26 protein-coding genes and 1 tRNA gene are annotated in these 26,666 nt (G+C 34.9%); 13 read left to right on the top strand and 14 right to left on the bottom strand.

The window, feature by feature from the left end; genetic code table 11:
• Positions 1-20: 20 nt before the first annotated feature.
• The 12 genes from ACM55F_RS14190 (at position 21) to ACM55F_RS14135 (ending at position 8,471) form a co-directional block, all read left to right on the top strand.
• Complete coding sequence (locus tag ACM55F_RS14190) at positions 21-713, top strand: conjugal transfer protein TraI (protein ID WP_416854467.1); 693 nt, start codon at positions 21-23, stop codon at positions 711-713.
• A gap of 12 nt (positions 714-725) precedes the next feature.
• On the top strand, positions 726-1,355 hold the full coding sequence (locus tag ACM55F_RS14185; RefSeq protein WP_416854466.1) for a hypothetical protein: 630 nt from the start codon (positions 726-728) through the stop codon (positions 1,353-1,355).
• Positions 1,352-1,984 (top strand): TerB family tellurite resistance protein, encoded by a 633-nt coding sequence (locus ACM55F_RS14180; RefSeq protein ID WP_416854464.1) that lies wholly within the window; start codon positions 1,352-1,354, stop codon positions 1,982-1,984. The genes ACM55F_RS14185 and ACM55F_RS14180 overlap by 4 nt, the downstream gene beginning before the upstream one ends.
• 12 nt (positions 1,985-1,996) lie before the next feature.
• The gene (traJ, locus tag ACM55F_RS14175) at positions 1,997-3,193 is read left to right on the top strand and encodes a conjugative transposon protein TraJ (protein ID WP_416854463.1); all 1,197 of its coding nucleotides are present in this window, start codon (positions 1,997-1,999) and stop codon (positions 3,191-3,193) included.
• A gap of 30 nt (positions 3,194-3,223) precedes the next feature.
• Entirely contained in the window at positions 3,224-3,832 is a 609-nt protein-coding gene (gene traK / locus ACM55F_RS14170; protein WP_416854462.1) for a conjugative transposon protein TraK, read from the top strand.
• 13 nt (positions 3,833-3,845) lie between these two features.
• Complete coding sequence (locus tag ACM55F_RS14165) at positions 3,846-4,343, top strand: hypothetical protein (protein WP_416854461.1); 498 nt, start codon at positions 3,846-3,848, stop codon at positions 4,341-4,343.
• A gap of 4 nt (positions 4,344-4,347) precedes the next feature.
• Positions 4,348-5,652: a conjugative transposon protein TraM gene (traM, locus tag ACM55F_RS14160; RefSeq protein WP_416854460.1), complete on the top strand. Its 1,305-nt coding sequence runs from the start codon at positions 4,348-4,350 to the stop codon at positions 5,650-5,652.
• 19 nt (positions 5,653-5,671) lie between these two features.
• A complete protein-coding gene (gene traN / locus ACM55F_RS14155) occupies positions 5,672-6,517 on the top strand; it encodes a conjugative transposon protein TraN (RefSeq protein ID WP_416854459.1) in 846 nt (281 codons plus the stop codon).
• A 26-nt stretch (positions 6,518-6,543) separates the two neighbouring features.
• Entirely contained in the window at positions 6,544-7,344 is an 801-nt protein-coding gene (locus tag ACM55F_RS14150; protein WP_416854458.1) for a hypothetical protein, read from the top strand.
• A gap of 5 nt (positions 7,345-7,349) precedes the next feature.
• Positions 7,350-7,679, top strand: coding sequence for a hypothetical protein (locus ACM55F_RS14145; RefSeq protein WP_416854457.1), 330 nt, complete (start codon positions 7,350-7,352; stop codon positions 7,677-7,679).
• On the top strand, positions 7,676-8,113 hold the full coding sequence (locus ACM55F_RS14140; RefSeq protein WP_416854456.1) for a hypothetical protein: 438 nt from the start codon (positions 7,676-7,678) through the stop codon (positions 8,111-8,113). The genes ACM55F_RS14145 and ACM55F_RS14140 overlap by 4 nt, the downstream gene beginning before the upstream one ends.
• A 67-nt stretch (positions 8,114-8,180) precedes the next feature.
• Positions 8,181-8,471, top strand: a complete 291-nt coding sequence (locus ACM55F_RS14135; RefSeq protein ID WP_416854454.1) for a helix-turn-helix domain-containing protein — start codon at positions 8,181-8,183, stop codon at positions 8,469-8,471.
• 156 nt (positions 8,472-8,627) lie between these two features.
• On the opposite strand, the gene ACM55F_RS14130 is transcribed toward ACM55F_RS14135, so the two are convergent.
• The 14 genes from ACM55F_RS14130 to ACM55F_RS14065 all read right to left on the bottom strand — a co-directional run bounded on the left by ACM55F_RS14130 (position 8,628) and on the right by ACM55F_RS14065 (position 23,311).
• A complete protein-coding gene (locus ACM55F_RS14130) occupies positions 8,628-9,848 on the bottom strand; it encodes a site-specific integrase (RefSeq protein ID WP_416854453.1) in 1,221 nt (406 codons plus the stop codon).
• 259 nt (positions 9,849-10,107) lie between these two features.
• Positions 10,108-10,195 (bottom strand) — tRNA-Ser (locus tag ACM55F_RS14125).
• Between the two features lie 167 nt (positions 10,196-10,362).
• Positions 10,363-11,496: a 3,4-dihydroxy-2-butanone-4-phosphate synthase gene (gene ribB, locus ACM55F_RS14120; RefSeq protein ID WP_416854452.1), complete on the bottom strand. Its 1,134-nt coding sequence runs from the start codon at positions 11,494-11,496 to the stop codon at positions 10,363-10,365.
• A gap of 9 nt (positions 11,497-11,505) precedes the next feature.
• Positions 11,506-12,939 carry an LptF/LptG family permease gene (locus tag ACM55F_RS14115; protein WP_416854451.1) on the bottom strand — a complete coding sequence of 478 codons (1,434 nt, stop codon included), beginning with the start codon at positions 12,937-12,939 and terminating at the stop codon, positions 11,506-11,508.
• A gap of 9 nt (positions 12,940-12,948) precedes the next feature.
• A complete protein-coding gene (gene lolA1 / locus ACM55F_RS14110; protein ID WP_416854450.1) occupies positions 12,949-13,638 on the bottom strand; it encodes an outer membrane lipoprotein periplasmic chaperone LolA1 in 690 nt (229 codons plus the stop codon).
• Between the two features lie 4 nt (positions 13,639-13,642).
• The gene (locus tag ACM55F_RS14105) at positions 13,643-16,090 is read right to left on the bottom strand and encodes a DNA translocase FtsK (protein WP_416854449.1); all 2,448 of its coding nucleotides are present in this window, start codon (positions 16,088-16,090) and stop codon (positions 13,643-13,645) included.
• Between the two features lie 18 nt (positions 16,091-16,108).
• Positions 16,109-16,483 carry a diacylglycerol kinase family protein gene (locus ACM55F_RS14100; protein WP_416854448.1) on the bottom strand — a complete coding sequence of 125 codons (375 nt, stop codon included), beginning with the start codon at positions 16,481-16,483 and terminating at the stop codon, positions 16,109-16,111.
• A gap of 8 nt (positions 16,484-16,491) precedes the next feature.
• The gene (gene tpx, locus ACM55F_RS14095; protein WP_416854447.1) at positions 16,492-16,989 is read right to left on the bottom strand and encodes a thiol peroxidase; all 498 of its coding nucleotides are present in this window, start codon (positions 16,987-16,989) and stop codon (positions 16,492-16,494) included.
• A gap of 190 nt (positions 16,990-17,179) precedes the next feature.
• Positions 17,180-17,437: a DUF6952 family protein gene (locus tag ACM55F_RS14090; protein ID WP_113637306.1), complete on the bottom strand. Its 258-nt coding sequence runs from the start codon at positions 17,435-17,437 to the stop codon at positions 17,180-17,182.
• Between the two features lie 134 nt (positions 17,438-17,571).
• The gene (locus tag ACM55F_RS14085; protein ID WP_416854446.1) at positions 17,572-17,880 is read right to left on the bottom strand and encodes a thioredoxin family protein; all 309 of its coding nucleotides are present in this window, start codon (positions 17,878-17,880) and stop codon (positions 17,572-17,574) included.
• An 86-nt stretch (positions 17,881-17,966) separates the two neighbouring features.
• Positions 17,967-18,605: a peroxiredoxin gene (locus ACM55F_RS14080; protein ID WP_039107817.1), complete on the bottom strand. Its 639-nt coding sequence runs from the start codon at positions 18,603-18,605 to the stop codon at positions 17,967-17,969.
• Between the two features lie 142 nt (positions 18,606-18,747).
• A complete protein-coding gene (locus ACM55F_RS14075; RefSeq protein ID WP_416854445.1) occupies positions 18,748-20,358 on the bottom strand; it encodes a glycoside hydrolase family 3 protein in 1,611 nt (536 codons plus the stop codon).
• Positions 20,359-20,476: 118 nt separating this feature from the next.
• Positions 20,477-21,751: an AmpG family muropeptide MFS transporter gene (locus tag ACM55F_RS14070; protein ID WP_416854444.1), complete on the bottom strand. Its 1,275-nt coding sequence runs from the start codon at positions 21,749-21,751 to the stop codon at positions 20,477-20,479.
• Positions 21,752-21,778: 27 nt separating this feature from the next.
• On the bottom strand, positions 21,779-23,311 hold the full coding sequence (locus tag ACM55F_RS14065) for a glycoside hydrolase family 10-like protein (RefSeq protein WP_416854443.1): 1,533 nt from the start codon (positions 23,309-23,311) through the stop codon (positions 21,779-21,781).
• A gap of 247 nt (positions 23,312-23,558) precedes the next feature.
• On the opposite strand from ACM55F_RS14065, the gene ACM55F_RS14060 reads away from it, so the two are divergent.
• Positions 23,559-26,474 (top strand): FAD-binding and (Fe-S)-binding domain-containing protein, encoded by a 2,916-nt coding sequence (locus tag ACM55F_RS14060; protein WP_416854442.1) that lies wholly within the window; start codon positions 23,559-23,561, stop codon positions 26,472-26,474.
• Positions 26,475-26,666 lie beyond the last annotated feature (192 nt).

Below are 26,666 nucleotides of genomic sequence, written 5' to 3'. Positions count from 1 at the left end.
ATAAACTAAAATAAACAATTATGAAAGCGAAGAAAAAAATCATGGTTGGCTTGCTATGCCTATTGCTTATAAGCACTCCTGCAAGACCGGCAGCAACTGTTGCGGCTTTTCCAATAATTGGATTGATTAAGGAAGCCGTAAAGAAAGTTATATTGGCAATTGACCTTCGGATCCAAAGGCTACAAAACAAAACAATATGGTTGCAGAATGCCCAGAAAAAATTAGAAAATACCCTCTCCAAATTAAAACTGGATGAGATATCGGAATGGACCCAGAAGCAAAAAGACTTGTATAAAAATTACTATGATGAACTGATGAAAGTCAAATCCATTATTACCTATTACCAGCGCATCAGGGATATCACCCAAAAGCAAGTACGGCTTGTGAAGGATTACGAAAGGGCTTGGGGTCTGTTCCAGCAAGACGGTCATTTTAATGCGGACGAATTAGACTATATGCAAAAAGTATACTCAGGTATACTGAATGAAAGTATGAAAAATATTGACCAAATCTTTTTAGTATTGGACTCTTTTACCACGCAGATGAGCGATGCCAAAAGGCTTGAAATCATCAATGCCACAGCGGATAAGATTGACTCCAACTATAATGACCTTTCGCTGTTCAACAGGCAGAACATACTATTAAGCCTTCAGAGAGCAAAAACGAAAAAAGATGTGAATGCAGTAAAGAAATTTTACGGAATTCCCAATTAAAAACCTGAAGTCATGAAAAAAATAGTGCTATTGCTACTCTTTACAGGATTTTTAAATGTAAATAGTTACGCACAGGCAAAGCAAAGAAAAATGTTGATACAGCAGGTTGCTGCCCTTAAGGTGTATATCGGCTACGCTCAAAAAGGATATTCCATCGCTCAAAAAGGACTCAATACAATAGGTAATTTTAAACGAGGTGAATTTAATCTTCATGAGGATTATTTCAATTCGTTAAAGAAGATTAACCCAAAAATAAAAAACTATAGCAGAGTAGCTGAGATTATATCACTTGAAGTAAAGATTTTGCAAAATTACAGTCGCACAATAAGACAAGTCCGACAAAACGATTTATTTCACGGCGACGAAATAGCTTATATCAAAAGAGTATTAGAACGCTTAATTGAAAATTGTGAAAGTACTTTAGAGGAACTGATTGTAATAGTAACAGAGGGAAATCTTGAAATGAAAGATGACGAGCGAATGAAGCGAATTGATGTGCTGTATCAAAATATGCTGGAGAGTTATACTTTTTTCGAGGATTTTAGCAATCAAACCAGACTGATATCCTTATCAAGAGGCAAGGAGGCTACGGATGTTAAAACCAGCCGTGCGTTGCAGGGCTTTAATAACAATTTACCATGAAAAGGCTACTGATTTTAGGAATTATCCTGATGGGAATGGTATTCCCGCATAAAGTTTCTGCGCAATCACAGGAAATGCAGCAGTTGCTATTGAATGTCGAAAAGCTAGCACAGTTCAAGCAGATTCTGAAAGATATGAAAAAGGGATATGAAATTCTTAATGGAGGCTACAACACTGTTAAAAAGCTATCCCAAGGAAATTTTAACCTTCATGAAACATTCCTTGACGCGCTGATGCAGGTAAGCCCGACGGTTCGAAATTACAGGAGGGTTGGTGATATTGTCCATTTTCAGGTGCTTTTGGTAAAAGAATACAAGACTGCATTTACCCGTTTCAGGAACAGTGGAAATTTCAATGCGGATGAAATTGCTTATCTCGAAAAGGTTTATGCTAAACTGTTTAAGCAGAGCCTAAGAAATCTGGATGAGCTGACCTTGGTCATTTCGGCTAATAAACTGCGAATGTCTGATGATGAAAGACTCGCAGCTATTGACAAGGTTTATGCTGATATGCAAGATAAGCTCTTGTTTCTGCGAAGCTTTAATAACAATACATCAGTATTGGCGATACAACGAACAAAAGAACGCAATGATGTACATGCAATGCGTAGCGTCTACAAAGTAAATTAAATACGTAATGACATGATAAAGAAGAGCAAGGTTGCATTATTTGCAACCGCGGGGATGGTATTGCCTATTGCAAGCCGAGCACAGGGTTTGGCGGACGATATGAACAGTCTGCATGGCGTGCTGGATCAATTATACGACGAGATGATGCCTTTATGCAGCAACCTATTGGGAGTTGGGCAGGGAATCGCAGGATTTGGAGCAATCTGGTACATTGCCTCCAGGGTTTGGAGGCATATTGCTAGCGCAGAACCGATCGATTTTTATCCGCTTTTCCGTCCCTTTGTGATTGGATTCTGCATTATGATTTTTCCATCAGTATTGGATATGATTAATGGTGTTATGAAACCTACTGTTACTGCAACTGCCTCTATGGTCGAAGGTTCAAATAAGGCTATTGTACTACTGCTTCAACAAAAGGAAGAAGCGATTAAGGATACAGATGCGTGGAAGATGTATGTTGGTGCAGATGGAAACGGTGACCGGGGCGAATGGTATAAGTACACGCATGATGATGCCGACCCTTCTAAAGAAGGCATCTTTGAAGGAATAGGAAATGATGTGAAGTTTGCCATGTCCAAGGCTTCATTCAATTTCCGTAATTCAGTTAAGGAATGGATGAGTGAAGTTTTAATGGTTCTTTTTGAAGCGGCCGCACTTTGTATTGATACCCTTCGGACTTTCCAGCTTGTAGTGCTTTCTATTTTGGGACCGCTAGTTTTCGGTATATCAGTTTTTGATGGTTTTCAACATACACTTACTGTGTGGTTGGCACGCTACATAAATATTTACCTATGGCTTCCGGTAGCCAATATTTTTGGCAGTATCATAGGAAAAATACAAGAGAAGATGCTACAACTTGATATCGGACAGGTCAATGATTATGGAGATACTTTTTTTAGTAAAACTGACATGGCATATCTAGTGTTTATGATTATTGGGATTGTAGGGTATTTTACTGTTCCCTCGGTCGCTAACTATATCGTACACGCAGGTGGTGGTGGGGCTTTAGGTCAAAAAGTGACCAGTATCTTCAGCAGCTCTAGCACTTCGGCTGTTAACACTGCAGCTGCCGGTGCAGGTATGGTCGTGAATGCTATGGGCAATGCTGCAGGGCGTATGTCTCAAAGTATGTCCGGAACAGGTAGTTCAGCTCCTTACTTCAAAGACAAGGATAGTTATATGGGAGACAAATTAAAAGGCAATTCTTAACGGCTAAAAAAACACATTATGTTTAGCAAAATGAAAAATATTGACACGGCTTTTCGGCATGTTCGCGGCTTTACAATGTTGGTGGTTGGAGGAAGTATCATCATAAGCTGTTTTGCCCTTTACAAGAGTTTCAGTCTGGTATCACAAATGCAGGATAAGGTCTATATACTGGCTAATGGTAAAGCATTAGAAGCGTATGCTTCAGACAGAAAAGACAATATACCGGTTGAGGCAAGGGATCATGTGATGACTTTTCACAAGTTATTCTTTACCCTTGATCCGGATGATAAAGTGATAAAGACTAATGTTACCAAGGCACTTTACCTCGCAGACGAGAGTGCAAAACGGATTTATGATGATTTAAAAGAGGGCGGGTATTATTCTGGTATAATTTCAGGAAACATCAGTCAGACCATACAGGTGGATAGTGTTACTATTGACATCAATAAATATCCATACCATTTCCGATGTTATGCCACTCAAAATATTATCAGAACTACCAGTATGGCGCACCGCAGCCTGATAACAGAGGGAAATCTTCGGAATGTTTCCCGCAGTGATAATAACCCGCATGGCTTTTTAGTTGAGCGATGGAATACGATCGAGAATAGGGATTTGAGTACCGAAAACCGTAAATAATAAACTTACTGATATGCTATTCCAATTTAAAAGAAACAATAAAAAAGACTACGCTAAAGCTGATTACTTTAAGGGAAATCTATTGCAGAAATTTGATGAAGCCAATCTTCGGCTGCAATATAAATGCGCGCACTGGCTGGAACTTAAGACAGCACATTTATCACGTAAAAGTTGGATTGTGATTCTGATCTGTTTCACCCTGTTTACGAGCGGTTATAGTATTTATGTGATTGTGGACAGTTTTTCGCAAACTGCAACCAGTACTATAACTATTATACCGATTACAAAACCAGCAAATCCTAAGGAAACTGGGAATGAATTGGTTAAGGTCAATGCATCTATCAGTAAAATCGAATATGAACGAATTGTAGACTTTCGCATGTATATCGATAGTTTGGGTCGCAGCCCGAATGGGAAAAAATTACAGGATAGTATCATGCAACATCATTCTGGTTTACTGGACAGTCTTACAAAAGCAGAAAATTATTATCACTCACAATTTAAAAATTAATATCATGGAACAGAAAATGAAATCACCAAAAATGCTCAGACAGCGCAAGATACTTTTGGTAATGCCGCTATTGGTGCTACCATTTGTCACTATTATGTTTTGGGCACTAGGCGGAGGAAAAATGGATGCTGCTAATGCGTCGTTAGTTGAAAAAAAAGGATTTAATATAAAGCTTCCGGATGCGAACCTGAAGGAAGGTATTGCGTTGGATAAAATGAATTACTATGAGCAGGCAGCGCTTGACTCTACTAAGCTTGAGGAACTCATCAAGAAGGACCCAAACTATCTCAGCCAGTCTTTTCATGGAGATTCAACACAAATTGCCAATGGTACTTCTTATAATCAGAGCAGTTCTAGAAAAGGCAGTAATGGCTTAAACTCGGCTATGTATCGTGATCCAAACGAGGAAAAGGTTCATGAAAAGTTGGACGCACTTCAAAGAGCTATCAATAAGCCAATTGCATCTCCAACACAAAGCCCCGATTTTAATAACTATGCAAAGGGAGGTACAAGTGCAATGCGTTCCGACGATGTTGAGAGGGAGGAAGAAACGATGCAGTCTATGAATGGTCAGAATGAAGCTCAAGATCCTGAATTGAAGCAGCTGAGCGGGATGCTTGAAAGCATACTGGATATTCAGCATCCTGACAGGGTACAGGAAAAACTGAGAAAGGTTTCCGAAGCGCAGCGTGGACAGGTATTCGCTATCAGTACTAAAACAAAGGAAGATAATATTTCTTCCTTGCAAATTACGCCAACAAATCCTGTTGATGGGCAATCCAAAGGCAATGGATTTTATTCCTTAGATGAGCCTGCAAATATAGACTATAATCAAAATGCAGTAGCTGCAGTGATCCATGAAACGCAGACTATTGTAAATGGTTCGACAGTAAAACTGAGGCTTGTTCATGCTATTTTTATTAATGGAGTTAAGATTCCAAAGAATAATTTTTTGTTTGGAATGGCTTCACTAAAAGGGGAAAGGCTCATTATCAAGATAAATAGCCTGCGATATGATAACTCCTTATTCCCGGTTGACCTATCGGTTTACGATATGGACGGCCTCAGTGGAATTTATATTCCAGGAGCAATTAACCGAGATGTAGCTAAAGAATCTGCAGACCGTTCGATGCAGACTCTCGGCGTAACGACTCTTGATGATTCTTGGGGAGCACAAGCAGCTGGAGTAGGAATTGAGGCGGCTAAAACGCTGCTCAGTAAAAAAGTGAAGCTTGTTAAAGTGATAGTAAAGGCGGGCTATCAGGTGTTGCTTCGTGATGAAAAACAAAAACAAAAGGATTCCAATTAAAAACTAAAAATTACTAACTATGAAAAACTTCAATGTATTGGTTATGGTGTATGTATTACTCTTTACCATCGGCGTATTTGCACAGCAAATAAGTAAAAACAGTTTGTCGGAGATTGAGCCAGATTCTTTGGCGATTGGGTATTCAAAAACTACAAATATTGTATTTCCATATGCCATTAAAAGTGTAGATCGGGGCAGTCAGGATGTACTCGTTCAGAAAGCTAAAGGACTTGAAAATATATTGCAGATTAAGGCAGCACAGCAAGGGTTCATTCAAACGAATCTTACGGTGGTTACTGCTGATGGTAAATTGTATTCTTATGTTCTAAATTATGATGAGCGATCACCTCAATTGAATCTCTCCATGAATAAGACAAAACAGGAAGCACAGGAAATTTATTTTTCATCCGAAAGCAATAACGAGCAGGAGCTACAGCAATATTCCAAGTTAGCTTTTTATGATAAGAAAAAGGTACGGGGTGAAAAAGAAAATAAGTATGCTATTAAATTTCAGTTAAATGGAATTTTTATCCAAAATGATGTGATGTATTACAGGATATTGGTAGCAAACAACTCTAAAATAAATTATGATGTTGACCAGCTCCGCTTTTTCATTCGAGACAATAAAAAGGTAAAACGAACCGCTTCGCAGGAAATCGAAATTATACCAATTCATATTCTTAATAATGTAGCTACAATTGACGGGAAATCAGATAATACATTTGTTTTTGCTGTGCCAAAATTTACTATTCCTGAGAAGAAATATTTAACCATACAGCTAATGGAAAAGAATGGAGGCAGACATTTGGAATTACATGTGAAGAACAAAAAGCTTGTAAAGGTTACTGTTTTGAACCAACTATAGTTATTAATCATTTAAATTAAATAGTCATGAACGAGAAAAATTTTGAATACTTAAAAGACCAGATTAAGTACACCGGTTTCGGTGAAGGACTGGAAAGTGAATTGAAAGCCAAAATGCAAAAAGAGGAACCCAATTTTACTTTGAATTATAATGCTCAGTATGGTAACGATACTGCTGCCGCGACATTAAATTTCAAGAAATCAAAAGAAAGTGATATGTATTTCTTTAATTCCTATAAGGTGGATTTACAAAAAGACAATTCTAAAGAATCTTTGGAGCAGACTTTTTATATCAATAAAGGAAGCAATATTACCATGAAGGAAGCCTATAATCTAATGGAAGGGAGATCTGTAAACAAAGACCTTACTAATAAAGAAGGAGAAGTCTACAATGCCTGGGTGCAGATGGATTTTAAACAAGCCGATACTAACGGAAACTTTAAGTTAAATCAGTACCATCAGAATTACGGTTACGATCTTGAAATTGTATTGTCCAAACATCCAATCAAGGAACTGGAAAATCCTAAATTTAAAGAAGATCTGATGGATTCCATAAAAAAAGGAAACTTGCAATCTGCTACTTTCTTAAAAGAGGGCAATGAGGTCAAGCACTATATTGAAGCTAATCCTCAATTCAAAACCATCAATACATACGATGGCGCTATGAAACGTATTGACAACCGTAAGTCTAAAGAGGAGAAGCAATCTGAAGGAGAAGGTAAGTCTGTTAAACAGGATAGTAAAAGACAAAACCAGAGTGCTGATGAAGATGGACCTGCAGTCCCACAGGAAGCAAAAAAAAGAAAAAAGCAGTCTAATTCAATGTAGGTACAATGGAAATATTAAAACCCTTATCTGATTTCTTAAAAGCAATAGAGAATGATTACCGAATTAGCATTACGCATATTGGTATTTATGTTGCGCTATTGCAGTTTAGAGTGGATAGGGGTTTTATTAATCCAATACAAGCTTTCAGGTATGAGATTATGGAAATAGCCAAGATTTCTTCACCTAAAACGTATTATAAATGTATGCGAGAATTAAATGAATATGGCTACATTAAGTACGAGCCAACTCGAAAGCGAAACCAAGGGAGTATCATTTATTTTCCCCACTCTATATCTGATTTAGGAAGTCAAATTTCAAAAGCAGCAGCGCTATGAAAAAGTTTACAATTGAAGAACTTCCCGATGCAGTGGAAACGTTATATGGGAAGATGGAATGTATCGAACTATTGTTAAAAGAAAAGAATCGTGTCTACCAAAATAATAATTGGTCTAAAAATTATTTGTTAGGAGAGAAATGCAGCTCAAATTTCAATAAGAGCGATTTGGCACAATTTTTCTATATTCTTATGGATGAGACTATTTTATTTTTTGACCATAAAAATGAAAAGCGAAATAGAAGTAAAATGCAGCAGTTTGTAGAAGGAAACTTTACCTATACTGGAAATTTAGGATTTCAAGTTGGCATTGATACAATTAGTAAGCAATTCTCTGAATCAAAGGGATTTACCTATAGAGAAAAACAGCTAAATTTTTTGGATAAAATTATTGAAATATTGCAAAAACGAAAGGAGATAGTTGCTGCTAGATAGTTTTTTTCTCATTTGTAATTCCAAAACAAATTATTTTCAATCCTCATTATATTAAATATTTTTCATTATGACTAAACAAGCTAAAGAAAATAAATTTTCCTATCTCGCGGCAATTAAGCAATTGTTGGATCCTTTGTATACTCGATTAGAAAAAATAGATGGTAAGATCAGAGGGCAGGATGTAAAAACGGCGCTGCGATATTATAGGAATGAGGATTTAAAGAAAATATTTGGACTATCGAATAATACGATCATAAAATACCGCCAGACGGGTATACTGCCGTATACCAAACTTGGTGATATCTATTTGTATGAGGCAACCAAAATAGAAAAAATACTCAATGAAAATGGGCAATGAAGATTCGATGATATAGCTGGATTACAGTTTTTTAAATAATTTTCGAATTCAAATTTTATATTGTCAAGTTTGAGCAATTAAATGCAAAAAGGATTCCGATTCGGAATCCTTTTTGCGTTTATGATACTTTATTTGAATTGTGTACAATGCGATATATCAACTGTATTTCTGCTTTAATTTTGACATGTCTTCCATTACATTTACATCTAACACTTTAGCATAATGTTGTGTCTGCTTAATATTGGTATGACCCATCATCGCCGAAACATTCTCTATTCTAACTCCATTTCCTAAAGTGACCGTTGTTGCAAATGTATGCCTTGCTACATACCATGTTAGATGTTTGTCAATCCCACAAACGGCTGCAATTTCCTTAAGATAGGCATTCATTTTTTGATTCGATAGTTGGGGGATTAACCCAATTTGTAAATTCTTATATTTATTAATTATCGTAAGTGTAGGAGGAAGAACGGGAACGTTTGCTCTAATTCCGGTTTTTGCTCTGTTGGTCATTATCCAAAAATTATCATTGTTGTCCTGATATATATTGGTTGAGGTAAGATTAGCAGCGTCTACGGGTGCATAGCCCGTATAACAGCTAAACAGGAATACATCTTTTACCTTCTCCAGACGCTTAACTGAGAATTTTTTATTTTCAATTAGATTTAATTCCTCTTGGGTAAGAAATATAGAGTCCGTCACATGTATCTTGCCATCGTAAAGGTCAAATGGATTCTTATCTATTACATTCATTCGGACGCTGTAATTACATGCCGTTTTGTACATTCTCATGTATTTTACCACTGAGTTGTTTTGTATACCTGTCTTGCCTTTAAACTCGCTTTCATACTTAAGAAAGGATTCGAGATTGTAAACGTAGCCACTGGTAATTTGGGTTACAGAAATGTCTTCTACACCGTAGTGTTTTTTCATGAAGGTGATAATTAATTCTTTGGAACGCTCATATTTTTGATAGGAAGCTTTAGATCGTTCTTCAGTGTCGACCTTTTTCAGGAAGAACTTGTTATGTCTTTCCATAACTTCTACAATGCCAACACTATTTTCTGTTGCATTAGTTGTACCGTTAAACTCATCTTTTAGTAATAACAGGGAAACATCAGAATCAATCTTAAAGAGTTCATTGAATTTCTTTTCCATGGTGAGAAGGAACAGGTCCAGGGCATTCTTGATGATTTTTTCTTTTTCAAGTTTAAGAACATTTCTTAGGTTGCCGGTAAGCTGCCACCTTTCCTTAAAGATTGATTTACCCGTGGACATCGTAATGGATTGTTTGTTGTACGAGATGCGGGCAAAAATTGGAGATTCGCCATTTTTGTTGAATTTACCGGATTTGAGATAAAAAATTACTTTTAACATAACTCAAGATTTTAAATTAATAATCAAATTGATTTAAAACTTCTGAAAGAGTCTAGTGTTTTCAAGGAATTCCCGGGGAATTCTTTTTTTTTAGTGACCCTTTTTTTTCTTTTTTAGCGAAAAAAAAATAGGGTCACCTATAGGGTCACCGTGCTTTGATAATATATGTGTTCTTTGACAAATTACAAAAAACAAAAAAGCCTTTAAATACTAGTATTTAAAGGCTTTTGACTTTTAAAGTTTCTTTTGAAACCTTATGTGGCGGAGAAAGAGGGATTCGAACCCCCGGACCTGTAACAGTCAACAGTTTTCAAGACTGCCGCATTCGACCGCTCTGCCATTTCTCCAGTATGTCGCTTTCATTATCTGATTGCGAGTGCAAATATAAGAACCTTTTTTGGTTATGCAAATCTATTTTTATAAAAAAAGCATCTATTTTTGGTGGTAATTTTTAAATGTTTCATTTTCTATGCTTTAGACAAAACTTATTTTTTCAAAAAATTGAAATATAGGTTTAATACTTTACATATTCTGTTATTTCCAGTCCATAACCAATCATTCCGACACGTTTTGTCCCTTCAGTATTGGATACCAATCTTATTTTTGAAATATCAATATCGTGCAATATTTGAGCACCGATACCAAAATCTTTACTGTCGATAACAATTTTAGGCGCTTTCATCACACCTTCACTCTGTAATAATTTAAGTTCGGTTATACGACTTAGTAAATTAACCGATTGCATATCCTGATTGATAAAAATAACGGCACCTTTTCCTTGCTCGTTAATTACTTTAAACATATCATCAAGTTGTTGGTCAGCATTATTGGTCAATGTACCTAATAAATCATTATTTACTTGTGAGGAATTGATTCTTGTTAAAATAGCTTCGCCCAAATTCCATGTTCCTTTTGTTAAAGCAATATGAATTTGTTTATTGGTGGTTTGCTGGTAAGCACGTAACCTGAATGTACCAAAACGGGTTTCCAGATCAAAATCTTCTTTTTTTACAATCAGACTGTCATGTTGCATTCTGTAAGCCACTAAATCTTCGATGGAAACTAATTTTAAATCGAACTTTTTAGCCACTTTTACCAATTGCGGTAAACGTGCCATCGAACCGTCCTCGTTCATGATTTCTACAATCACTCCCGCTGATTTAAAGCCTGCCAGACGCGCAAAATCAATTGCAGCTTCAGTATGTCCAGTTCTTCTTAATACACCTCCTTGTTTAGCAATAAGAGGGAATATATGTCCTGGTCGTGCTAAATCGTGTGGTTTTGTTTTGGAATCAACCAAAGATAAAATAGTTTTTGCTCTATCTCCTGCTGATATCCCTGTTGTTACTCCATTTCCTCTTAAATCTACCGAAACGGTAAAAGCAGTTTCCATAGGGTCTGTATTGTTACTAACCATTACATGCAGTCCTAATTCTTTGCAGCGACTTTCGGTTAATGGTGCACATATCAATCCACGGCCATGTGTAGCCATGAAATTAATCATTTCTGGTGTTACTTTTTCGGCTGCAGCCAAGAAATCACCTTCATTTTCTCGATCTTCATCATCAACAACAATAATGATTTTTCCTTGTCGAATATCTTCAATCGCTTCTTCTATTGTATTGAGATGTATTTTATTTGTAACCATGAGTGGTGTTTAATTTGGTGTTGGAAATATTTTTTTATATATTTTTTGGAATGGTGCTAAAATAACATCCATATTTATTAATCCGATATCGTTTGTAGCTCTGTATGACAAAAGAATAGCTAACGGTGATAGAATAAAGGAGGACATCCACGCTCCTAAAAATGGAGAGAGGCCGTCTTCCTGTGCAATTCTTTTACCGAAAGTATTTATAAAGTGAAAAGTAATGAAAATTAAAACCGCAAAAATTATAGGAAGTCCTAATCCGCCTTTTCTGATAATGGCACCCAAAGGGGCTCCAATAAAAAACATCAAGAAACAGGCATATGCAATTACAAATTTGTCATAAAATGCAAGTAAATGATTGTTGATATTTTTTTGTTTGTTTTTAAACTCAGTATTACTGGCATCAATCGAATATTTAGTACTGGAAAGGTTACTAACGGCAAGATCTAAAATCTTTGATTTCTGCTCGTTGTTATATATTGACAATATATTATTGGGAAGAATTTTGCTTTTTTTAAGCGGTTGTATTTTGTTATCCTTTGGAATTACAATGCGCTGATTCATGTTTTCTGAAAACGAAATGATATCCGTTTTTAAATTTTTATGTAATGAATCCAATGTGTAATTTAATTCATTTACAGTAAGCATCGTGTTGGTATTTGCAATCTGTTCATCATTTACATCCACTGTATTCAATTTTGATAAATCGATATTGATAATGTATTTTTTGAATGAACTTTTTGCAAACGGCATTTTGCTTCTTTCTTCATATTTTTTTGGAACGATGTCTTCATAATAGTAGCCGTCATTCAACACTAATTGTAGAATACTGGATTCTTCGCTACTTATTAATTCTCCATTTTTAGCCTTGATAACCGTTTTGCTGCCGTCACCTAGATTTGATTTTTTGTGGATAGTTATACCGGTAAGGAAATTTCCGTTTTCTCCGGATTTTTTATTGACTTTAATATTATAAAATCCAACATCGCTAAACTGCCCTTCGGCAATTGCCAGAGCAGGTTTGGCTTGAGCAATATTTTTTCTGAAATTGATAAATTTATATTCGGCAAAAGGAATCACATTATTGGCAAAAAGAAAGGCGATGAATCCAAGTATAACGATAAAAACAGTTAGGCTTTTCATTGCTCTTTTTAGCGAAACCCCAGCTGATTTCATGGCAGCCAATTCATAATTTTCAGACAAATCTCCAAAAGTCATTATGGAAGATAAAAGTACAGACAAAGGTAAAACCAAAGGAATAATACGAGGCATCGAAAAGCCCAAAAACTTGACAATCATTAATAAATCTAAGTCTTTACCAGCCAATTCAGATATGAATAGCCAAACGGTCTGAAGTATAAAAATGAAAAAGAGTATTACAAATACAGTAGTAAATGTAGTCAGAAATGTTTTTAATAAGTATTTGTCAAGAATCTTCACCTATATAGATTAATCTAATTTGTTGATGTAGTAATTTGGATATTTACTTTCCGCAAATGTAAATTGATTTTTTGACAAAGGTTGGTTGGTTTTAAAAGAATTAACGGTTAAAGTCGTTTTTGTACCTTTTTTACCCATTTCAATCAAATTATAGATATGTTTGGTTTGTACATCAATTCCCAATAATACCTCTTTTCTTTGGTCTTTTGCATTTGTAGGGACAAGCTTGATGTATTGAATTTTTCGCCCTTTTATATCCTGTACAATATCCATGGAATATTTATAACCAGAATTAAAAAAAGTTAGCATTTTTGAAGGCGTAATGGCGTTATCGTCTTTTTCATTAACTGTAGAAATCGTAATTTCCTCGTCTTCTGGAACAATAGTGTAGGTTTTTTTTCCGTCAAAAATTTTGGTAACTCCCATAAAATTAAGAACATACTGATTTCCTTTCATGGTTACATTTCCTTTACTATCCTGATTGATGTTTTCTCTGCTGTTATTTAAAGAATATTTAAAATCAATTACAATAGTATTATAACTTTTAACTTTTGCTGTAACTTGATCTAAAAGGAGTTTAGCTTTCTTATCTTGTGCCTGTATTGAAAAACTAAAAAGTAATAAAGTTGTGATTAAAACCAACTTTTTTCCTATACTTTCCATATTGTTTTTCTTTAATTTTTGAATCTCTAATTTCATGATGTTAATTGTTTTGTTCATTGTTGAAAAATTGATCAAGAGAACTCATGTCCAGGATGTTTACACTGCGTGCTTTACTTCCTTCAAACGGACCTACAATACCAGCTGCTTCGAGTTGATCAATTAATCGACCTGCTCTGTTGTAACCCAATTTTAGTTTTCTTTGTAGCAATGAAGCCGAACCTTGTTGAGCATTTACAATTATTTCAGCAGCTTCTCTAAACAAAGTATCTCTGTCGGAGATATCCATATCAAGATTAATGCCACTTTCCTCCCCAACGAACTCAGGAAGTAAATAAGCCGTTGCATATGCTTTTTGTGAACCTATAAAATCAGTGATTTTCTCCACTTCGGGAGTGTCGATAAAGGCACATTGTACCCGTACCACATCATTTCCATTGGTATAAAGCATATCACCGCGTCCTATCAGTTGATCCGCACCCTGAGTATCCAGAATAGTTCTTGAATCAATTTTTGAGGTAACTCTAAAAGCTATTCTCGCAGGGAAATTGGCTTTTATCAAACCTGTAATTACATTCACAGATGGTCTTTGTGTTGCTATAATTAAGTGAATTCCAATGGCTCGCGCCAGTTGTGCTAAACGGGCTATAGGAACTTCGACTTCTTTACCGGCAGTCATAATCAAATCGGCAAACTCATCAACAACAAGAACAATATAAGGTAAAAATCGGTGACCGTTTTCAGGATTAAGTTTTCGAGCCTTAAATTTATCATTGTATTCCTTGATGTTACGCACCATTGCATCTTTCAACAAAGAATAACGGTTGTCCATTTCCACACAAAGTGAATTCAACGTGTTGACTACTTTTGCATTATCCGTAATGATCGCATCATCCATGTCTGGAAGTTTGGCTAAATAATGTCTTTCTATTTTATTAAAAAGTGTTAACTCTACTTTTTTAGGATCTACCAAAACAAATTTAACTTCTGCTGGATGTTTTTTGTACAAAAGTGAAGTCAGCACAGCATTCAATCCAACAGACTTTCCTTGTCCAGTAGCACCAGCCATCAATAAGTGAGGCATTTTAGCTAAATCAACCACAAAAGTTTCGTTCGAAATTGTTTTTCCAAGAGCGATTGGTAATTCCATTTCGGCTTCCTGAAATTTGGCTGAGCCAATTACACTTTTCATTGAAACCATTGTTGGGTTCTTATTGGGAACCTCGATTCCTATGGTTCCTTTTCCTGGAATAGGAGCAATGATACGAATTCCTAATGCCGAAAGTGACAACGCAATATCATCTTCTAAACTCTTGATTTTAGAAATACGAATTCCCGCTTCCGGTACAATTTCATATAACGTAACCGATGGTCCAACGGTCGCTTTTATCTGTGCAATTTCTATTTTGTAATTGCGAAGTGTATCTACAATTCTGTTTTTATTTTCTTCTAATTCTTCTTGGTTGATGGTAATTCCACCAGTTGAATATTCTTTTAATAAATCAATCGTAGGGAATTTATAATTGGATAAATCCAAAGTTGGGTCGAATAATCCAAAATCAGCAACCAATCGAGACGCTAAATTTTCTTCGATAATATCTTCTTCCGGAGCCGTTTCTATTACAAAAGATTCGTCAACATTCGAAATAACTTCTGGAGTTGCAACTGGCGTAACTTCCATAGCAAGAGGTTTTACAATCGGATCTCTATTGATATCAGATGAATTGCTGATGGTAGGTTTCAACGCTTCTTTGTTAATTTCGAATTGTGATCCATTTGTTTTTAAATGAATGCCGTCCAGTTCTTCCTCAACAAGAGCAAATTCTTCCAAATTATAACCACTTTTCCCATTATTTAGCGGATTGGCGATTGGAACTACTTTCATTTCTTTTTTGGTAGTATCAAAAAAGGACTGAATACTTTCTGGTGAAAGTTTGATTTTGAAAATTATGTAGATGATAAGTCCGAATAACAAAATCAATAATGTCCCTGTTTTTCCAATGTAATCCTGCAGGAATAGATTCAATTCATATCCAATAGTTCCTCCTAATTCAGGTGCTGAAGTGGCAAAAAATCCAAATAAAACGGATAAGATAATAATCACGAATAAATCCCAAAACCAAATATTCTTGAGTTTTCCTAAAGAAATACCAAGAATCATGTATATTCCGGTAAGGAAAAATAAGCGTACGAATATAAATGCGGCAATTCCAAAACCTCTATAAATAAGTAAATCAGCTAAAAATGCACCAAATTTTCCCAACCAATTCTGAACTATTTCAGCCCTGTCAGTTAACTCTCTAACAGCGCTTTGATCTTGTTTCCCGTAAATGAAAAAGGAAATAAACGCAAATAGTAAAGCTATTGAAAACAATACCAAAAGAGATCCAAAAACAATTTTGTGTTGTTTGGTGATTTTTAATGGATTATTTTCCTCAGCTTTAGAATCTTTTTTTTTATCTAAAGGTGCTGTTTTTGTTGTTTTTGCCATTCTTAATTGTGATAATACCTACAAAAATAGTGGTATATATATGATTAAACCGATTGCTATTGCTGTTAAAGCAGCAAAAAAGACAGCTCCTGCGGCAATATCTTTGATGAACCCAATTCTTTCATGATAATTAGGATGAATAAAATCGGCTATTTTTTCAATGGCCGTATTTAAACCTTCAATGCTCATAACCAAGCCAATGGCTAGAGTCTGAAAAAGCCATTCTGTTTTAGAAATTCCAAAATAAAACCCAGCAATGGTAATCAATATTCCAATTGAAAACTGTACCATAACGCTGTGTTCAGTGGTAATCAATTTTAGAGCGCCCTTAAAAGCATAAGAAACACTTTTTAATCTTCCGGTAAAGAAAGCATTATCTTTTTGAAATTCCATAGAGTGTATTAAAGTACCGCTAATGCAGCTTCGTAATTTGGCTCATCTGCGATTTCAGGAACTTGCTCCGTATGGGTAATTGTTCCATTTTCATCAACTACAATAACAGCTCTGGAGTGTAATCCTGCTAAAGGACCATTTGTAATTTCTAAACCATTAGTTTTACCAAAACTTCCTTCTGAGAAATCAGATAAATTAATAACATTTTCAAGTCCTTCAGCACCACAAAATCGTTTTTGAGCAAAAGGTAAATCTCTTGAGATACATAATACATTAGTGTTTTCCAATTTACTGGCGCTTTCGTTAAATTTTCTAACAGATGTAGCGCATGTTCCAGTATCAATACTTGGAAAAATATTTAAAACTAATTTTTTACCTGCAAAATCACTTAGTGAAGCAATAGACAAATCGTTTTTAACTAATTTGAAATCACTCATTTTTGAGCCTACTGTTGGTAATTCTCCTGAAGTATTTATTGGATTTCCTCCTAATGTTATTGAAGCCATAATTTTTGTTTTTTAATGAGGTTCAAAAGTATGAAAATTATTTAAGATTTAGTTATGAAACTTCGGTATAAAGTTTAAGATTTTGGAGCATTAAGTAAACCCGTACAACCCAATGTCTTTTTTATAAAAGTCATAAAAAAACGCACTCGTTTTGGAGTGCGTTTTAAAAATATGAATTTAAAAATATTATTTATTTGTCGATAGAACCTAGAACACGTTTCATAAAACTGTTTAAAGCTTCTTTTTTATCCGTTCCGGTTTTTACCAGTTTATTAACTTCTAAAGCACCATACATATTTGAAATTAATTCACCAATTACATCTAATTCTTCATCTTTCAATGAAGAAATTTCAGTCATTGCTTCCAAAACTTCAATTGTTTCTATGATATAATCCTCATCATTTTCTTCTATAAACTGCGTTAAATGCTTAATTACAGGTAATTTCATCTTATTTTTTAAGTTTAAGGTTTAAGGGTTTTAAAAGTTTAAGGTTTTGAACTACTGTTGCATTATACTCTGTAAGTTTAACATTAAACTTATTTATAAATTCAGGCAACTTTAAACTTTAAACTAAGAAATCATTAAACAATTTCGTTAACTAACTCAATCAACACTTCTTGTTTATTAGTTTGTGTTTCGTTTACTAATTTACCATTTACAAAAGTGGCAAAAGTTGGTAAATTACTAACATTAGCTAATTTTCTTGATTCAGGAAAATTTTCAGCATCAACAAGAGCAAAAGTAATTGCTTCATTTTCTGAAGCCAATTTTTTGAATTTTGGTTTCATAATACGACAATTTCCACACCATGAGGCCGAAAATTGAACTACAACTTTTTCGTTTTTTGCAATTAAATCCTGTAACGTATCTTCGGTTAATTCGATTAACATATTTTTTAAATTTCAAAATGCAATTGCAATAGCAATGTTCAATATTTTAATTGAAATTTGGTATTGCAATTGACATTGTTATTGAATTAGTTTAAAGTTAAGTATTCTGCAGTACTTTTTCTGTCAGCACTCATTGCTTCTTTTCCAGCTTCCCAGTTTGCAGGACAAACTTCACCTTTTTCTTGAATGTGCGTGTATGCATCAACCATACGTAAATATTCATTTACATTACGACCTAATGGCATGTCGTTTACACTTTCGTGGAAAATTTTTCCAGTTTCATCGATAAGGTAAGTAGCTCTATAAGTAACATTAGATCCTTCAATAATGATAGAATCGGTTTCTTCACTATAACCCGTTTCTTCGATATCAAGAATTCCTAAGATGTTTGATAAGTTTCTGTTAGTATCAGCAAGAATTGGGTAGGTAACTCCTTCAATTCCGCCATTATTTTTTGGGGTATTTAACCAAGCGAAATGTACTTCATTGGTATCGCAAGATGCTCCTATAACAATTGTATTTCTTTTTTCGAATTCAGGTAAAGCGGCTTGAAAAGCATGTAATTCAGTTGGACAAACGAATGTGAAATCTTTTGGATACCAAAACAAAAGTACTTTTTTGTTGTTTTTTGTAGCTTCTTCAAAAATGTTGATTTTTAAATTATCGCCCATTTCTGAGATGGCGTCAACTGAAATACTTGGGAATTTTTTTCCTACTAATGACATATTATTTACTTTTTTAGTTATTTTTTTGATGCTGCAAAAGTAGTCTATACAAAAGGTCTATTGAAATAGTTTTTGATTATAAATATTTATTTCAAAATAGGGAATTACTATAATGTTATTTTTAAAAGATTTAAACTATTACTTATAAGAAGTTAACCTCCACAGGAAGAGTTCCTTTGCATTTTGTGTTTTCCAAAAGTTGTTCGGCAGCGGTTTCTTGAAATTCTGTAAAATCTTGATACATTTCTACAATTCCTAAAGCATGTTCCAGATTTGGTATCACTTGAAGTGCATAAGGATTCCCAAAAACATACAAAACACATTTTTTGGTGGTAAATAAGTTGCCTAAAAATTGAAGTACAGAATCTTCAATGTCAAAATTATTTAAAGGTTTTGCCTTTGGAACAAATAAAGAAATGACTAGCGTATCGAATTTATTTAGTTCTTTTTCTAACTTATTCAGAACGGATTCACCTCCAGTTTCATAACTAAATTCAGGTGAAGGTAAGGCAGCAGATAAGTTCATAAAAAATGAATTATTGGTATTTTTGTAAATGCTAATTTTGGCGAGATCTTCTCTGTTTTTTGCATCAAAAACGGTCACGGTATTGTGATTGTCTTTTATTTTTGTAATGCAGTTTTGGGCAATTTTTAAGTTTAATTTCGAAGTAGTTTCAAAATCGAAGTCATTCCCTGAAAGGTTTGGTAAACTAAGATTTCCATCCACAATTCCTGCTTTTTGTTTGCATTTCCAAATGCGTTGAAAACTGGCTTCAATTCGCTCAGGAGTTGCATTTTTTAAGATCTCCTGGATGCCTTCAGTAACATTTTCGGCGAAGCATAACACATCATTTCCGGCATTGAAAGCTTCCCATTCCAGTTGTCCTTTTTTATCATATAATTTGGAAACGCTGTGCATATTCAACGCATCCGAAATCACTAAACCATCATAGCCCAATTGCTTTCGCAAAAGCGTTTCTATAACGGATTTTGATAACGTTGCCGAAGTGTCTTTTCCATCATTCAAAGCGGGAACTGCCAAATGGCCAATCATAATTGAATCGACATTATTCTCGATTCCTTTTATAAAAGGGACTAATTCATTGGCTAATAATTCTTCCAGAGTTTCTTCTAAAACTGGTAATCCTAAATGCGAATCAACATTGGTATTTCCGTGTCCTGGAAAATGTTTGAGACAACCTAAAATACCGACATCATTCATTCCTCTGAGATATTCAAGAGCAAAATCAGCTACTTTTTCTTTGTTTTGACCAAAAGAACGGTATCCAATTACAGGATTATTTGGATTATTATTGATGTCCGCCAACGGCGCTAAATTATAATGAATCCCAACTGATTTTAAGTCTAAACCTATTTGTTTTCCAACTTCATAAACCAAATGTTTTTCACTATCAGGCAAAGCGCCAAGTGTTATTGCATATGGATATTGTGGTGTTTTTTCGACGCGCATGGCTAATCCCCATTCGGCATCAATACTCATTAATAAAGGAGTGGAAGCACAGTTTTGATACCTGACGATGAGTTCCTTTAAACGTATAAAACTATCATCATTTAAAACTACTTTTTTCTTAGTTTCATAATTCGTCGCAGCACTAGCTCGGCTGTGAAAAAAAGTAAGTCCGCCTATATTGTTCTCTCTAATTAATCGTTCGGTAGCCTGAATGTTTTCTTCGGTATCATTAATGAAAACGGCAGGAAAGAAAAATTGTCCTATTTTTTGTTTTAATGTCATTTTGAAATAGTTTAAGAATAATTTTTAACCATATAAGAAATGTAAGTTCATATAAAAGGCTAAAAAATACTAACTTAAATGAACTTACTTTTTTTATATGGTTGAAGTTTATATACTTCTATACTTGTTCAGTTTTTTTACCAAAAGTAGCTGGGAAAATTAAAAATCTGGAAAGTATTAATCCTGGAATGGTTGCCAAAAACACCCAAATAAAGAAATTTCCATACCCCAAATATTCTTGGATATAACCGCTCAACATTCCCGGAAGCATCATTCCTAAAGCCATAAATCCGGTTGCAATAGAGTAGTGGGATGTTTTAGATTCCCCATCGGCCACATAAATTAAATACATCATGAAAGCGGCAAAACCAAATCCATAGCCAAATTGTTCCGCCATTACCGTTGCATAAATATAGAAAACGGAGCCAGGGTGAAAATGAGACAGTAAAATGAATCCTATTATGGGCAAGTGCATCGCTAAAATCATAGGTAGCATCCATTTTCCTAACCCATCTCTGGAAATGACAATCCCACCAAAAATTCCGCCAACCGTAAGTGAAATTACACCAAAAGTTCCATAAATAACGCCTACATCTTGTGTGGTTAAACCCATTCCGCCTGCAGCAATTGGATCTATTAAAAAAGGAGTCAGCATTTTTAATAGTTGCGATTCCCCTAATCTGAATAATAGAATGAAAGCCAAAACTAAACCAATTTGTTTCTTTTGAAAAAAAGTAGCGAAAACGGCTCCGAAACTCTTACTTGGAACTGATTCTGTTTTTGTTTCTACGTTTTTTGCTTCAATTTTTGGAGTCGAAAAATAATTGTAAATTGTAATTACAGTCATAATTAATCCTACAACTACCATCGTATATGACCATGCTTTTTGTTTATCACCATATTCTTGTTCCAGATAACCGGCAATTACTACGATTAATCCGTTTCCGGTAAGCATGGAAAGTCTATAAAAAGTACTTCTGATTCCAAGGAAGAAGGATTGTTGCTCTTTCTCTAAAGCCAACATATAGAATCCATCACTGGCCACATCATTAGAAGCTGAAGCAAATGCGGCAACCCAAAAAATAGCTAAGCTGATAACGAAAAAATTACTCAAAGGAATCGTTAAGCCTACAATTAAAAAAGCAAGGGAAATCAGCAGTTGCATGCTTAAAAACCATTTTCTTTTAGTCGAATAGAGATCAATAAATGGACTCCACAACGGTTTAATTACCCACGGTAAATAGAGTAAACTGGTATAAATTCCAATGTCCTCATTGTTGATTCCAAGATTTTTATACATGATTACCGATACCGAAATAATTATGGCATAAGGCAAGCCGGAAGCAAAGTTTAAAACGGGAATCCAATACCAAGGTCTATTGTCTGTTTTCATTTTTAGCGTATTATATTCGATTAAATTTTATAGCGTAAAGTTTACTAAAGTTGCTTCACTTTCATTACCATAAAAATCAATGAATGTAATGGCGCAGGTTGTATTTTTATCTAATTTATAAGTTGGTATCACAACTTCAACAGTATCAATATTGTCTTTGAATGCTATTTTATCAATAATTTGGCTAGGATCGTTGACATCAATTTTTGAATTGAATTTTGCACCATAAACCATAACATAACGCACTTTGCTGTATAAAGGATAAGTGACATTAAATCTTGATGAAATAGGGTTTAATAAAATGTTATTCGCGGTGGGTACGATAGCCATTTTTTTTACGGAACTAGGCACTACAGTAGGAAGAGCAGGGTATTTGTATTGGTTTTCTGTTAGTAATTTAGTTACACTTTGATTTTTATTTAAAAATGATTTGGCACTAAAAAAAGCATTTCCCTGAATGTTTTTGTAGGACCTTGTAATGTCTATTTGATTCGGGATTTCATTTGGATTATTCCATCTTTTATCAGAATCGGTGTTGATTTTATAAGTTCCGTTTCCAATGTAGATTGCGGTATTCGTTGAATTTTCAGACCACCAACGCAATAGTTTTGAATAGGAAGCTTTAGGATGATCCATGCTCCAGTACAATTGTGGAACGAGGTAATCAATCCATTTGTTTTCCATCCACGCTAACGGATCAGCGAATAAATCATCATAATTAGTTTGTCCCGCTTCTGTTTCTGAACCTTTTGGATCCACAGATTTATTTCTCCAAACCCCAAACGGGCTGATACCAAATTGTACCCAAGGTTTGATGTTTTTAATCGAAACCGAAACATCTTTCACAAAAGTGTTCACATTCGAACGTCTCCAATCCTCTATACTCATTCCGTTTCCATATTTTTTGAAAGAATCCGTATCGTTAAATACTTCTCCTTTTATTCTGTACGGATAAAAATAGTCGTCAAAATGTATGGCATCAATGTCATAATTTTGAACTACTTCTTCGACAACGGTCAATAAATGTTTTTGAACTTCGGGTAATGCGGGATTATAATAATATTTTCCACCGTATTTAATCATCCAGTCCGGATGTTTAAAATAGTCATGTTCCGGACTTAAAAGTGCGGTATTGTAATCCATTGTAGCACGATATGGATTTAACCAGGCATGAAACTCAAATCCACGGGCATGAGTCTCAGCAATCATCCAAGCTAGTGTATCAAAATAAGGTTTTGGGGCTTGTCCTTCTTTTCCAGTTAAAAAACGAGACCAAGGTGCCAATTTTGTTGGATAAAAAGCATCACCAACGCTTCGAATCTGAACAATTACGGCATTATAGTTTAGTTTTTTATAGGTGTCTAAAATCTCAATATAATCCGCTTTTTGTTTTGCAACATTATCGGTACTGGTTTTTGGCCAGTCAATATTTACCACGGTAGCAATCCAAACGGCTCTAAATTCATTTTTTGGATTTGTTGCTAATGCTTGTGCGTTACCATTCCAAAAAGAAAATAAAAGGAACGTAATAAGCAAAAGGGTGTGCTTGTAATTTTTCATTAGAGTCTTGTTTATAAAGTATTCAAAAATAGTTTTTTTAGTGAAATTTACCAGTTAAAATGGTTTTAAAATTTGACTTATTTTACTAGCGCAATTTCTTTGCCAATTTTTTCTAAATCGGTTTGAGTGCACTTTCTGACAAACAATAAAAGGATTTGAATATTTTGAATTTTTCTTATTTGATTTTTCAATTTATAATAAGGTATATATTTATATTTGTGAAAATAATAGCAATTTACTCCACTAAATGTCAATCACGCCTCAATTACAGCAATTATCTCAATCATTAGAAGGAACACTTTTATATGATGATCTCCATAAAATAGTGTATGCCACAGATGCTTCAGCGTATCGAATTATGCCACTTGCTGTAGCTATTCCAAAATCAGAAGAAGATATTGTAAAAATTATTCGCTTTGCAGCAAAAAATAAGATTTCAATTACGCCCAGAACTGCCGGAACTTCATTGGCAGGACAAACAGTAGGTAATGGAATAATTGTGGATGTTTCGAAACATTTCACCAAGATTGTCGCTTTTGATTCCATAATAAAAACGGTCACGGTTCAGCCAGGAGTGATTCGGGATGAACTGAATTTGTACTTAAAACCACACGGATTGTTTTTTGGACCCAATACTTCGACCTCAAATCGATGTATGATAGGAGGAATGGTGGGAAATAATTCATCGGGAACCACATCGATACGCTATGGAGTTACCCGAGATAAAATAGTGGAAGTCAAAGCGGTTTTGAGTGATGGGACTTCGGCAGTATTTAAAGAAATAACTTCTGCTGAATTCATTGAAAAAACAAAAGGGAACACGCTCGAAAGTTCGATTTATAAGACTATATATGAGGAACTTTCGAATACAGAAAACCAAAAAGAGATTGTAAAGGAATTTCCGAAACCTGAAATCCACAGACGAAATACGGGTTACGCAATAGATTTATTATTAAAATCAGAACTTTTTGGAGGAACAGAAAATACGATAAATTTAGGAAAACTCCTTTGCGGAAGCGAAGGAACGCTTGCTTTTACAACCGAAATCACGTTGAAAGTGGATCATGTACCACCAACGTATAATGTTATGGTAGTGGCCCATTTTCATACCATTAAGGAAAGTTTAGAAGCTGTAGTTACTGCTATGAAACATCATTTGTATACCTGTGAAATGATGGATGACACGATATTGGATTGTACCAAAACCAACAGAGAACAAGCCAAAAATAGATTTTTCATTCAAGGAGAACCAAAAGCGGTTATCATGCTCGAAGTGGCGTCGCATAACAGTATGGAAGATGCCGAAAGACAAGCTGATGATTTGATTGCAGATTTGGAAAGAAATAATTTCGGGTATGCTTTGCCAAAAATTTACGGAGCTGATATTGATAAAATAAATGAGTTGCGAAAAGCGGGTCTCGGACTTTTAGGAAGTATTGTCGGTGATGATAAAGCGGCCGATTCCATTGAAGATACCGCTGTTGAGTTGAGTGATTTGCCCAATTATATTGCCGAATTCTCCGCCATGATGGAACGTCACGGACAGAGTGCTATTTATTATGCTCATGCCGGTGCTGGAGAAATTCACTTGCGACCAGTTTTAAATTTGAAAACAAAAGAAGGATTGCACCAATTTAGAAACATTGCAACCGAAGTGGCTATTTTGGTGAAAAAATATAGAGGCTCATTGAGTGGGGAACATGGAGACGGAATTGTTAGAGGCGAGTTTTTGCCTTTTATGATTGGAGACCAGAATTATGAATTGTTGAAAAGAATCAAACATGCTTTTGATCCCAATACGATTTTGAATGTGGGAAAAATTGTAAACGCTTTCAAAATGGACGAAAACCTTCGGGTGGAGGCTGGAAGAGTAGAACCGGATATACAAACGATTCAGGATTTTTCGGATAGTATGGGGATTTTGCGTGCAGCGGAAAAATGCAATGGTTCCGGCGATTGCAGAAAATTACCTTCGGCGGGCGGGACTTTATGTCCAAGTTACCGTGCTACCCGAAATGAAAAAGATACGACTCGTGCCAGAGCCAATGCGTTGAGAGAATATTTGACACATTCGGAGAAAGACAATAAGTTCAATCACGAAGAATTGTATAAGGTATTTGAATTGTGTGTGAGTTGCAAAGCCTGTGCAAGCGAATGTCCCAGTAATGTGGATGTAGCAGCTTTAAAATCGGAGTTTTTGTATCAATATCAAAAAGCAAATGGATTTTCATGGCGAAATAAAGTGTTTGCCTTTAATGCTAAACTGAATGGTCTGGGGAGTATTACTCCGAAGTTCACTAATTTCATGGTGAATTTACCTTTGGTGAAAAAAAGCATGGGAATTGCTCCAAAAAGAGAAGTGCCGCTTTTAGCTCCAAAGACGTTTAGAAAATGGTACGAAAAAAATTGGAATCAAGCGCCAAGTGATTCTTTTGTAAACGGAAAAGTATGTTTGTTTTGTGATGAATTTACTAATTTCTATGATGTTTCGGTTGGAATCGATGCGTATGAGCTATTGACAGCATTAGGATATGAAGTGATTCTGGTGGATCATGAAGAAAGTGGGAGAGCTTTTATTTCTAAAGGGTTTCTCGAAGAAGCAAAAGCAATTGCAAATATAAATGTTGCCGTTTTTGCGAATTATATTACTGCTGATTGTCCCTTGATAGGAATCGAACCTTCGGCGATATTGACATTTAGAGACGAATACATTCGATTGGCTGACGATAAAGAAAATGCTGAAAAATTAGCCAAAAATGTATTTACGATTGAAGAGTTTTTCAAAAATGAGATTACTTCGGGGAAAATTCATTCGGAGCAATTTTCTGAGGAGGAAAAAACAATAAAAATTCACGGACATTGTCATCAAAAGTCATTGAGTACTATGGAAGCGACTTTTGCGATGTTGAATGTACCAAAAAACAGTTCGGTTACCATTTATAATTCGGGTTGTTGCGGTATGGCAGGTTCTTTTGGATATGAAAAAGAGCATTATGAAATTAGTATGCAAATGGGAGAAGATACGTTGTTTCCTAAAATTAGAGCAACAGAACCAACAACGGTCATTGCCGCAGCGGGAACGAGTTGTCGTCATCAGATTTTTGATGGAACAAATAGAAAAGCCCTTCATCCGGTTACAATTTTAAGGAGTTGTTTGAGATAACATTCAATTCCGTAGAATGAAATTCAATAGGAGTGTTTAGAAAACTGGTATTTTTTATTTTAATTCGTTTAAAAATGAATTTAACTTTTTTAACAATTAATAATTTAATATTGACTTTTTTTAGAAAAAAAATAAAAAAATAGTTATAGAAACCCCATTAGTTCAATTTGTTTTATACTTTTGAATTTTTAA

This window comes from Flavobacterium melibiosi, assembly GCF_048158545.1.
GTDB lineage: Bacteria > Bacteroidota > Bacteroidia > Flavobacteriales > Flavobacteriaceae > Flavobacterium > Flavobacterium melibiosi.
The sequence above is the reverse complement of the archived record's forward strand: the minus strand, read 5'-3'. Positions and strand labels throughout refer to the sequence as shown.